Genomic DNA, 12,319 nt, shown 5'->3' on the forward strand with positions numbered 1-12,319 from the left:
GCCTGGCTCTATTAAGGCCGCGTTGTTTAGCAATATGCAGTGGAATGAAGTGAGACTGCCTTCCTTGCCCTGCATCATGCTCCGGCGTCTCCGAATCCGGCTTTGTTGTGGTTCTTGAAAAGCGTCGTTTGCTTTTTTAGAACCTCAATATGCAGCGGAATGGAATGAGGCTGCCTTCCTTGCTCTGCGTCACGCTCCGGCGTCTCCGAATCCGGCTTTGTTGTGGTTCTTGAAAAGCGTCGTTTGCTTTTTTAGAACCTCAATATGCAGTGGAATGGAGTGAGACTGCCTTCCTTGCTCTGCGTCATGCTCCGGCGTCTCCGAATCCGGCTTCAACAGCCAGCCTCTCGGAAATTTCGTGGCCTCCGCAAAAGTCAAAAGAGGACTTTTACTGCGCCCCCTAACAATTTCTGTCGAGGCTAAACGGGCTGTTTCAGCACTTTAGATTCCCCATTCCATCACGCTCTTACCCCACGGACTGCGTAAATCGGCTTCGAATGCTTCAATCACGTCTTGTATACACTTCACTTGGTGTACTTCACCAACTAAGTTTTGCAAATACTCTACAGCTCGTTTATTTTCTGTCAAGAATTCTACTGTCTTCTCGAAATCAACGCGGCCGCTGCGACTGCTTCCATAAACCGTCAAGCCTTTTTCAAGCACCATGCGTGAGTTGAACTCAATCGGATACTCAGAAACGCCCAATAGCGAAATCGTGCCTTCTGGTTTGATCAAATCGATAATCTGGCTCACAGCGTATTGGCTTCCACGTCCGCCCGCACATTCAAAGGCTTGATCGATTACCAAATCAACTGGAATATTATCAATCGAAAACGCTCCGTCAACGAACGAGAAGAAATCTAATTTATACGGTGTTTTCCCAAAAATGTACACTTTACTTTCAGGATACCAATTTTTCAAGATTAATGCGGTGATAAATCCTAAATTTCCGTCGCCCCAAACGCCGAACGATTCGCGGTTTTCATTCGCTTTTTGATCAAAACGTAGAATCGCGTGCACAGCAACCGAAATCAACTCGGAGAACGCGGCCACTTTTGGATTGACGTCATCTGGTAATACAACAACACGATCGCGACGCATAAACACGTAATCTTGCATCAAGCCATCATAGCCACTCGAACGGAACTTACTTGTTCGCAAATAGTTCTCATCGATGACAGGATCGGTCTCCATTGGCGTATTTGGAATCATGACTACTTTTGTGCCTGGTTTAAATTCTTTCGTTGCGTCATACACGATTTCGCCGATTCCTTCGTGAATAAGCGCCATCGGTAACTTCTTCGAGAGCATTTCTTTTCCGCGAGAACCGGTATAATAGCGTTGGTCTGCCGCACAAATCGATAAATACGTCGGACGAACAACGACTACTTCTTCATTCAAAGACTCATCCACATTGGCAACTTCGAATTGTCGCTCCGATACTAGTCGGTATACTTGATTAATCATTGGCGATACGCTCCTGAATGATCGCATTTGCCACTTTTAGGTCATACGGTGTTGTAATCTTAATATTGAAGATTTCGCCCTTCACGAGCTTCACACGGTCTCCTGCGAGCAAGCAAATCTTACAAGCGTCCGTCAAAATTTGTTTCTCGTCTGCAGACAAGTCTTGATAATGGCTATATAGCTTCTTAATATTAAAACTTTGTGGCGTTTGGCCTTGGTACATGTGGTCACGAACTGGAATATCCGTAATAAAATCATGATTCGACGACTCCACAATCGTGTCAATCGCTTCAATGACCGTATCCACCGCGCCAGTTTCCAGCGCCGCATCAATATTTTCTTCAATAATCCGGTGCGTCAAAAACGGGCGAACAGCGTCATGGGTAATAATAACGTCATCATCCGTTAAGCCAAAATTCGACTCAATATAACGAATCCCATTCATAATTGTTTCGTTGCGATCCGTGCCGCCTTCAATCACAACAACGCGATCATCCGAAATGTATTTCTTAATATTATCTTCCGCGTGATTGATCCATTCTTTTGGAGACGAAATAATAATCTTATCAAAGCGGTTATTTAAAATAAATTTCTCAACTGTGTGTACGATAATTGGCTTACCATTCAAGGATAGAAATTGTTTTGGCATGCTGACATTTCCCATCCGCGTACCTTTTCCTCCAGCTAAAATTTGAGCGTATATCATTCTCTAATCTCCTTTAACTGTTTTTTTATGTTCACAACTTTATTGTAACATAGATTGTTATTTGATTAAATCACGTACGATCCGCTCTGCCGCCTTGCCATCTAAATCGTCGAAAAAGCGTTCTTTAAAGGCACGTACTTTATCTAAATCAAATTCATTTGTCTCAATAGCGCTGATAATCTCGTCATTTGTACGGACAATCGGACCTGGAACGAATGCTTCATAATCGTAATAGAAATTACGCTCGCCAAGATAGTTCTCCAAATCGTAAGCGTAAAACAACACCGGTTTCTCCATAATCGAGAAATCAAACACAACCGACGAATAATCTGTAATCAAAATATCCGTATTAATCAGGACATCATTAATATCTTCACGGCTCATATTAAATGCAAATTCCTGCAAATCAAACGGCACACCAACACCTCGCGTCACCGATGGATGCATTTTCAAAATAAGCGCGTATTCATCACCAAGTTCCTCCGCTAAACGACGAATGTTCAAGTTCATCACAAAGTTTTGGCGCTCACCAGGTCCACCGCGGAAAGTCGGCGCGTACGTGATAATTTTCTTACCTTTCAAATGTGGGTATTTTCCTAAGAACGAAGCTTTGATAAAGGCTTTATAATCCTCATTGAAAAAGCGATCCGTTCTTGGTACACCTAAAGGCACGACATCGTTTTCAGGCACATCGAAGGCATCGGCATAAAACGGCACGATTTCACTAGACGAAACAACGACTTTCGTATAATTCTTATGCGCCCCACGTTCAAAACTCTCCGTATTACTGTCCGCATAACCAATCGAACTGAATCCGAATTTCTTAAACGCACCAGCCGCATGCCAAAGTTGAATAACTTCCGTGCCAGCACTTGTCGTCAAACCATACATTTGACGGTAATAATCATCTAAAAAGACATATTTTGCCGTTGCCACATCTTTATACAGCGACAAAAGCTCACGAAGCGAACGTTTCGGCTGTTTCAAATAACCAACCACTTCATAATCCGGCTTCTGCTTCAATACTTCATCGTAAACGGCCTTGAACGAATCCGCCAATACATCATGCTTATTCGTCAAAAAGACAATTTTATCTTGTTTTTGACCGAGTTTATAAACTGGGAAAGCGATGCGACGTGCGTAGAAATTACGCGCTATATCTTGCACCTTTTTCCAAGAGCCGACAACTACTTTTTTGTAGCCTGCGGAAATGACCGTTCCAGCTTTTCGAACAGCTAGGCGGTTATAGATTGGTTGAACCGAATTACGATTCGCTGCTTTTTGCCCCGCGCGAACTTCTTGCGGATACGCCGAGGAAAGCAATTTATTCATCGAACCTGGATCAAGCTTGCTGTAAGCCAACTTCAACACACGTAGATAATTTGGACGCGCTTTTTCCTTAATAAACGTATAGCGATTAATCGTCTCAAACGTAAGCAGGCGTTGCAACACACCGAGGCTATTGTAAAGGTTCAAATCCATCGAATCGACTAATTCATAGAAAGAATCGAACATCTTGACTTGCGTCCCAGCATTTCCTTCCATCATGATGCCTTTATATGCCGGCCAAATATCCGCCGACACAATCCGGTCATAGTAATCCGTACGAATTTTGCCAAGTGCAATCGGGTTCGTCACATATTTCTTGAACAATGGATCTGAGAGTTTCGTACTTTCGATAATATCTTTAAAACTCACGTATGGATCTGATTTCACGATTTGCGATAATGACACGTCGCCCTCGTCCTCACGCGCACGGTAATTGTAAATAATCTCGTCCACCGTGTACATGTCGCCGGATTTCAAATAAGCTTCCAATACAAACGGGTGATCCTCCGCAACTTTAATAGATGTAGGGAAACGTAAATCTTTCACCACATCCGCGCGATACATTTTATTACATGGCCCAAGCGTGTACAGCATCTCTGGGTTCTTCACAAGCGTTTTGTGACCTTTTTTGAAGACCCCTTTTTTGAAATGCCCGCCGATAAACCACGAACGGTTACTGTTGAAACTTACAGAAATACCTGTCACGACACCAACCTGTTCTGATTCTGCGGCATGATACATGATTTCCAATGCTTTCTCTGGTAAAACATCATCAGAGTCGACAAAACTAATATACTTCCCACGAGCAACAGCCAAACCGTTATTACGCGCCGTTCCTGGTCCCGCATTCGGCTCTTTGACAACACAAATATTCTCGTGTTCTCCCGCCAATTCGATAATTCTTTCTAAACTGCCATCCGAAGAGCCGTCGTCCACAAGCACGATTTCTACTTCTTTTAGCGTTTGGTTAAGTAAAGATTCAATGGTTTCATCAATGTAGCGAATAACATTATATACTGGAATAACGACCGATACTTTAGGTTCCGCTATTGCAGCTGGTTTTACGATTTCATAGAGCATTCTATTTCTCCCTTAAAACTTTTATTTATCATTTTCAATCTATTACAAATACCGCCAAATGTCAAGGAAGCCCCAATTTAAAAATAGCCATTTCTACTATCTAATAGCACTTTGTTAACTGCTTTACATGCAAAAACTTGTCACACCGTGCGTGCATACCGTATAATGGTTGCATATAGACGAATATATTTTGAAGGAGAATGCCATTATGAAAGTTAGAAAAGCGGTCATTCCTGCTGCGGGTCTTGGAACTCGTTTTTTACCAGCAACGAAGGCAATGCCAAAAGAAATTTTACCGATTGTAGATAAACCAACGATTCAATATATCGTCGAGGAAGCTGTAGCATCAGGAATTGAAGATATCTTGATCGTTACCGGTAAAGGAAAACGCGCGATTGAAGATCACTTCGACTCCGTGCCTGAACTAGAAAATAACCTACGCGAAAAAAATAAACTAGAATTGCTACATCTCATCGAAGAAACGACAAACATCAACTTGCATTTCATCCGCCAATCGAAGCCAAAAGGTCTCGGAGACGCGATTCTGCAAGCGAAAGGATTTGTTGGTAACGAGCCATTTATCGTTATGCTAGGCGATGATATCGTAGAATCTAAAACACCATGTGCGAAACAGCTCATCAACCAATATCAAAAAACACATAGTTCTGTGATTGGTGTGCAACATGTCCCGCACGAAGAAACGTATCGTTATGGTATTATCGATCCGCTAAACGAATATAGCAAAGGTCTTTACAATGTAAAAGGCTTCGTTGAGAAACCAGATCCAGCGAAAGCGCCGTCTGACTTAGCGATTCTAGGTCGTTACTTGTTAACACCGCAAATTTTTGATTTCTTAGAAACACAAGAACCTGGTGCTGGTGGCGAGATTCAATTAACAGATGCCATCAACCGCCTCAATGAAATTCAACGTGTATTCGCGTATGATTTTGAAGGGGAACGCTTTGATGTCGGTGATAAATTCGGCTTTATCAAAACAACGATGCAATTCGCGCTGAAACATCCTGAAATCAAGGATGAAGTTGCCATTTTGATTGACGAATTATACACAGAAATTCATAAAAAAGACGTGAAAAAGAAGAAATAACAAAAATGCTTGGCGGCTCAGATTTGATTCTGAAGCGCCAAGCATTTTTTTATTTATATTTTGGTATTTCGAAGTCTTGAATATAGCTTGTGAGTAAGTTATACATGTTATACATATTCGTTGTTTGACTCGTTGCCCATTTAATATCTGTTGCATATTGGTGAACGCCTGGGTTAGCAGGATTCCATCTCATTTTATAGATTGTGTCCTGCCCTTTCGCTACGTAGTTTTGAGCTACGAACTGTGCGCCACCGATGATTGCTTTTTCAGGTGTGTCCCAGCCTTGTTTGTAGGCATATTCGGAACCACCTTTCAACGGATTGCTATCCACAGCGCCGATTCCGTACATATTATACACAGTTTTTGGCGTTACTGGTTTGCCATCTACAGAACTTACTAATACGCCGTTTGCAAGCTGCGACGAACCATTTCCTGTTTCTAGAATCGAATGCGACATCAGATAAATTTCGTTAATCTGATACGTTTTCGCAGCCGTCCCGAAGCTTGCACCTTGCCCAGTTAAGATTCCTTTATTCACGAGAATTTTACTGTTCACTTCTGCCGTATTGATCCCTGCTGGTTTTGATAGCACAAGGAACTGCAAATACTCTTTCGAATCTTTCACAAAACTGTTCGGGTTCATATAAAACTGTACATCTTTTTGATACGCATTGACCCATGCGCGTGTGTAGTTGAATTTATACCATTTCGCGCCATCGGTTCCTGTAACAGTTCCCGTAATGGTGATCGTTAAATCTTTCGCGAGTGGTCCAACTAAAAAGGCATTCGGGTTTGCAGCATCGCGAACGCTCGTCGCTGCCGTTGTTTTCCCTGTTGCGCCACCAGCATTCAATGTGACAAAATTGCTACGAACGTAAGTGTTCGGCGGTTTGACGCTTGTTTGCGGTGGTGTGGAACCCTGCATTTGGATCGCTAGAGCTTGTGCCAACGTGGAAGTATACGATTGCGTGCGATAGTTCTTTTCGATGCCGGCTACGTAATTGATGTTGAACGATAGAGCCGCTGAGCCTGTGTCCTCCATATATTCAATGATGAATTTATGATTTCCTTTTGTGAGCGGGATGGCTTCTTTGTAATTGTTTAAGCCTGCTGTCCAATCTTCATAGACAACTTGGCCGTCCACTTTCACGCGGATGCGATCGTCAGCGCGACCCGATATTTCATAATTACCGTCTTTCGCCATGTTCAATGTTGCCTCATAGCGAGCCGTGAAGCGGTCATTTGGAATACTCGGATCTGGGCTACCTGCTCCCCAGTTATCATTAATACTACTCATTGTTTTGTAGACAGGACGTCCAGAGAAGCTGTCTGTTGGATAATATCGTGCCAACCACGTATTGCTCGGTAAAATATTAAAATCAACAGATGCCGCACCTGTACGCTCGACATACTCAACTTTCACATTATGCGTTCCTTGCGTTAAAGGGATCACATAATTTTCCTCTCGTACATAACTTAGGCCCCGGTTATCAAAAACCACTTTGCCGTCAATCGTTACGCGCATCCCATCGTCCGCACGCCCTACAATGTTGTAATTCCCTGTTTTAGGAGCGACGTATTGCTTTTCAATGACCGCTGAGAAATTATCGTTTGGAATCGCTGGATCTGGACTACCATACGCCCAGTTTTGATAAAATGCTGTTTGCGTGTCGTGGAGCTTAGCTACATAAGCACCCGTAAAATTGGTGTTTTTGTAGTAGCGCGCAAACCATTTATCTAGTTTTTCGATGTTCATGTTAATCGACGCTGCGCCGGTTTTGTGTTTGTAAACAATTGTAATCGCATGTTTTCCTTTTGGAACCCAGATTACTTGGTTGTATTGGCCGGAAACAGTGCCCATATTTTTGCCATCCATATAGATGATTGCTTCGTCTTTCACGTCGCCATAGAAACGATAGTGACTCGCTTCTGGGGCATCGATTTGACGGTGCATCCGTGCGGAGAAATGATCGTTTGGTACCGCACTATTTGGCGAACCTGTACCCCAATTCTTCGCAATCGTTGTCATACTCGTTACCTCGTCAAAGGCATACGGAAAGCCAGATACGGTTTCATTCGGATAATATTTAGCGTACCAAACATTGGCATCGATCACATTAAAGTTAAGATATGCCGTGCTAGTAGCTTCTTTAAATTTAACCCGAACATCATGTGTACCTTTTGATAAATAAACAACTGTATTAAACTCACCGCGTGTCGTTAAATTCGTCACCAGTTTGCCATCTACATAAATCGCCGCCGCATCGTCTACATTCCCGATAATTCGGTAATCTCGAGCCGTTGCTACTTCGATCTGTTTATCCATAATACCTGTAAAATTATCTTTGTTCACGCTAGCATGCGGTGAACCTGCGCCCCAATTGTGCATCAGTTTATTCGCTGTCGAACCAACTGCCGTGTGAATCGAGTTCAAGCCCCACGTCGTATTGTTGAAATACTGCTCATACCAAGCGTTTGCCTTCACGAGATTCATTTGCAAATGAGCCGCGCCAGACTTTTCACGATATTGCACGGTTACTTGGTGTTTACCTTTTGTCAAAGGAATCGTGACGTTTAGGTTATCCTGAAAAGAATCCCAACTGTTCACAATTGCTTTGCCATCCACGTAAATTCGCATGCCATCGTCTACTTTTCCAACAAAACGATAATTACCTGCTTCGGCAATGTCATACTGTTTCGAAAAGAATCCGCTAAAATTATCGACGCCAATACCCGCGCCAGGTGAGCCGTAACCCCAAACTTTATTCAGATACGTTTTATTGCCGATATTCTCCGTCAACTTCACGTTGCCTGTCATATTATTGTTTGGAAAGTATACCGCATTCCATTCATCCGCACGAACTAAATCCGCGGTAATGTATGCTGCGCCACCCGCTTCTAGATAATCGATTCTGATTTCATGTGTTCCCGCAGTTAACGGAATCGTCATGTTCAAGTTCGCCATGCTCGGTTTGAAATCGTCATACACAAGCTTGTTATCGACGTACACACGAATACCATCATCGGCGCGCCCAATTAAGCGATAATCTGTGGTGGTGCCAACTGTAATTGTTTTACGGAACGTCGCAGAAAAACCATCCACTGGTAGCGCTGCGCTTGGTGAACCGTAACCCCAATCCAGATGAAGATCCTTCTCCGTCCGCTTTAAGACCGGGGTACCAGATAGCGTCTTGTTGTTGTAATAGCTCGCTTCCCACGAACTTGGAGTTGCCGCATCCGCCTGCATCGGTTCCTTCATCACGAAAACCGCACACGTCGCAGCAAATCCTAACGCCATTATTACTATTTTTTTTCTGATTGACCTTTACCTCCTTGACATAAATTGCGTACGTCTCTATTATTTCATACTTGGAGGGTTTAAACAATATTACAATGGTGTCATTTTGTGGTTTTGTATGGAACTATTTTTAGGGTTACACCACTAGGTAATTTATAATACTCCGCAAAAATTGGTGCATGAGGACCATCTTGAATCGGCGTACTCATCCATAAATATTGTTGGTAAGGTAATCGTTTCACAACAATCACTTTCTCACCAGCTGCAGCTTGTGCTTTCATACTCTTTATTCGTGCATCATTCGCTTGACCAATTTGCGTAAATACATAGGAATACGCTAAAACAAATGCCATAACTAGAGCAAATAGAGGCAAGTAAAGCGCTCGTAAATTAAGATAGTTCTCTTCATGTAAAAATTGTACCGTTCGAACTGCAAAGAGCACAAAGAACATATAGCAAATTATAAAGTTACGTGGGCCAAATGGTGTAACAAAGAATAGCGGTGCCGCAAGTGTGACGACAGAAATAAGATAGAAAGTTAACTCTGCTTTCAAACCTGTTTTCGGAATGAACATCAACACCGTAGCCACCAGAACTAAGTAAAATAACAAAGATAAGTAAGCTTCAAAAGTCGTCGTTGTTTCCGATGAAATATCAAAGATTCCTTTTACAACTGGCTTATAAAGTGGGTAAATAGTTAAAATCATAATGAATAAACCTTTGAAAACCAATTGAACCATGGAGAGATTTTGTGCCACTTTTACTAAAACAAAAATCGCTATGAGTGCCAGAACAATATTCAACCCAACATTATTCATCACAAGATATTGATACAATGTCGTTTTAAAGGTGTCATACATTTTTGTGAAAATGCCCATGTCACTATCTACAGTACGATACTTGTCTTCCCCACTAAAAATCTTTGCATACGCCCCATTAGAGAACATGATGGCAGCTCCAATAATCACGGAAGCCAGATAAACAATGTGTAACAAGAAGAACTTGCGGAATCTAATAAATGCCCACACCATAATAAAAATAGCAGCAATAACATTATACAGCGTTGCATGTTCCACAAATAGCTGCGAAATAATGCCTAGCGGGACCATCAAGATAGTTAGCCAAATACTGTATTTAGGCGCCTTATCATAAAATACATTTTTCACTACAAGTAAAAAAATCAAGGTAAAAACAGCGGCTGTATTATAATTAGAAAATCCAGCTGCCCAACCATATGTCTGTGCAAACATATTCGCTGGTACCGTCAAAAATAGCAAAAAGCTAAGCAAGTATACACCTATCGAATTTGTTTTTGCAATTAACGCGGGCAACACGACCAATAAAGCTCCAAACAGCCCCATTATGAAAATACGAAACCAGTCTATACGCGTAATTAATAGCTCTGTGTAGTTTCCAAAATAACGACCATTGTAATCTTTAAACCCGTCATGGAAACGCTCCATACCCTTGACCATACCCCAAGTCCAATCATCATGCGTTAACGGGGTCCGAAATGCAATATATGAATAAAATAAAAACACTAAAAATCCTACTACACTTAATAACTTCCAATTTCTCTCTGTACGAATCATAATTAACCTACCTTTTTAATTCCTAATTTTAAATATTATCCACTTACTAAATACATAGTTCAACACAAGTACAATAACGTTCGTCAGAATTTTCGCCAACAGCGCGTTCGTGCCCAGTCCACTAATCAGAATGACCATAACCGCCAAATCGACCAAATACGTCAGAAAGCGAAAACCAAAGAATGATGATGCTTCACGCGCACGATCCTTCCAAGTCGGCGTATAGCTTTCAAACACATATCGTTTATTCGTCACATAGGCAAAAATCACCGACGCTACCCAAGAGACAGTATTTGACGTCACATAATCGATTCCAAGAACCGAATTACAGAGCCAGAACGACACAATATTCACGACTGTCGTAAAGCCACCCATGATGATATACATGATAATACTGTACAAATTGGCATGTTCTTTTCTAAAGTTGGCGATTAGTTCCTTTACCTTCTTCATTTTATCGGCTCTCTCTCATCGTTGTATTCTTCGACAAAGTATAACGGACGACCTTTCACTTCATTAAAAATCCGACCCAAATATTCTCCGATAATCCCAATCGAAATCAGCTGAATTCCACCTAAGAATAAAATAACTATCATCAGCGTTGGGAAACCTTCGACGGCATTCCCTGTTACAAGCGTTGCGATGAATATGTATATCATATAAATAAAAGCAGCGATCGATACGATAAATCCTAAGATGGAGGAAATTTTGAGCGGTGTTGTGGTGAATGATGTCATCCCTTCCAAAGCAAGGTTAAATAGCGAACCGTAGTTCCATTTTGTTTCGCCAGCTAGGCGTGGGGCAGCATCGAATTCAATTTCGACTTTCTTGAATCCCATCCAACTGTAGAGACCTTTAGAGTAGCGTTGTGTTTCCCGTAATTTTTTGAGCGCATCGATACAACGACGGTCAAGCAAGCGGAAATCACCAGCATCTGGAAGAACCGGGGTTTTCGACATTTTTTGAAGCAGTTGATAATATTTTTTCGAAGTATATTTTTTCAGCCATGTTTCGCCTTCACGAATTTTCCGTTTTGCGTAAACATCCTCATAGCCTTGTTCCCATAAAACCAACATTTCTGGAATCAGCTCCGGCGGATGTTGCAAATCAGCATCCATCGTCACCATCGCGTCGCCCTTCGCGTAATCAAATCCCGCAGCCATCGCGACTTCTTTCCCATAATTCCGAGCAAGATCCACGTAAGAAACCCGGGAATCCTTGGCACGCAATTCCTTCATAATCTGAACCGAATTATCCGAACTACCGTCATTGATGAACAGAAGCTCATAATCATAACGATCCGAAACCGTGGCCATAACTTCCTTTATGCGATCGTATAAATGTGGAAGTACCTCACTTTCGTTATAAGCAGGTACCGAGATTGTTATTAATTTCATATTTCACTACATCCTCATTGTTTTTTTACATACTTAATTAGTATAACAGAAAAGATTTATTCATAAAAGGAAAGACTTGAATTAGAGTGGATAAAAATAGGTTCCAACACGAGGGTGGAAAATCCGTTGATACTAATCAACTTTTGTCCCATCCTCTTCATGGCTAATAATATGCGGAAACTGGCACGCCTCGCGTGCCCAAAAGCAAAAAATACGCACCAAAAATCTGAATTTAGATTTTTGATGCGTATTTTTCTAAGTCAGAGAAGGGTTTGTCAAGAAAAGTGTGTAATTAAGAAATAGAAATATAATGCGACACACGATTCTCAAGGGAATCCAAAGGCT

9 protein-coding genes are annotated in these 12,319 nt (G+C 41.9%); 1 reads left to right on the top strand and 8 read right to left on the bottom strand.

What is annotated here, in order from left to right; translation table 11 throughout:
* Positions 1-189 precede the first annotated feature (189 nt).
* The 4 genes from EP58_RS17515 to EP58_RS09060 all read right to left on the bottom strand — a co-directional run bounded on the left by EP58_RS17515 (position 190) and on the right by EP58_RS09060 (position 4,582).
* Entirely contained in the window at positions 190-336 is a 147-nt protein-coding gene (locus tag EP58_RS17515; RefSeq protein ID WP_159106218.1) for a hypothetical protein, read from the bottom strand.
* A 105-nt stretch (positions 337-441) separates the two neighbouring features.
* Entirely contained in the window at positions 442-1,467 is a 1,026-nt protein-coding gene (locus tag EP58_RS09050) for a ribitol-5-phosphate dehydrogenase (protein WP_036092668.1), read from the bottom strand.
* Positions 1,460-2,173, bottom strand: coding sequence for an IspD/TarI family cytidylyltransferase (locus EP58_RS09055; protein WP_036092674.1), 714 nt, complete (start codon positions 2,171-2,173; stop codon positions 1,460-1,462). Before EP58_RS09055 ends, EP58_RS09050 begins: the two co-directional genes overlap by 8 nt.
* 57 nt (positions 2,174-2,230) lie before the next feature.
* On the bottom strand, positions 2,231-4,582 hold the full coding sequence (locus EP58_RS09060; protein ID WP_036092675.1) for a bifunctional glycosyltransferase/CDP-glycerol:glycerophosphate glycerophosphotransferase: 2,352 nt from the start codon (positions 4,580-4,582) through the stop codon (positions 2,231-2,233).
* 208 nt (positions 4,583-4,790) lie between these two features.
* Here EP58_RS09060 and galU point away from each other — a divergent pair, with 208 nt between their 5' ends.
* A complete protein-coding gene (galU, locus tag EP58_RS09065) occupies positions 4,791-5,687 on the top strand; it encodes a UTP--glucose-1-phosphate uridylyltransferase GalU (protein ID WP_036092676.1) in 897 nt (298 codons plus the stop codon).
* Between the two features lie 49 nt (positions 5,688-5,736).
* On the opposite strand, the gene EP58_RS16995 is transcribed toward galU, so the two are convergent.
* The 4 genes from EP58_RS16995 to EP58_RS09085 form a co-directional block, all read right to left on the bottom strand.
* On the bottom strand, positions 5,737-8,985 hold the full coding sequence (locus EP58_RS16995) for a PA14 domain-containing protein (RefSeq protein ID WP_052171416.1): 3,249 nt from the start codon (positions 8,983-8,985) through the stop codon (positions 5,737-5,739).
* 101 nt (positions 8,986-9,086) lie between these two features.
* Positions 9,087-10,577, bottom strand: a complete 1,491-nt coding sequence (locus tag EP58_RS09075; protein ID WP_036092679.1) for a DUF6056 family protein — start codon at positions 10,575-10,577, stop codon at positions 9,087-9,089.
* Between the two features lie 15 nt (positions 10,578-10,592).
* Positions 10,593-11,030 carry a GtrA family protein gene (locus EP58_RS09080; protein WP_036092682.1) on the bottom strand — a complete coding sequence of 146 codons (438 nt, stop codon included), beginning with the start codon at positions 11,028-11,030 and terminating at the stop codon, positions 10,593-10,595.
* The gene (locus EP58_RS09085; protein WP_036092684.1) at positions 11,027-11,974 is read right to left on the bottom strand and encodes a glycosyltransferase family 2 protein; all 948 of its coding nucleotides are present in this window, start codon (positions 11,972-11,974) and stop codon (positions 11,027-11,029) included. Before EP58_RS09085 ends, EP58_RS09080 begins: the two co-directional genes overlap by 4 nt.
* Positions 11,975-12,319: the final 345 nt, after the last annotated feature.

Origin of the sequence: Paenilisteria newyorkensis, assembly GCF_000766145.1 — a bacterium.
In the GTDB taxonomy this organism is placed as follows: Bacteria; Bacillota; Bacilli; order Lactobacillales; family Listeriaceae; genus Listeria_A; species Listeria_A newyorkensis.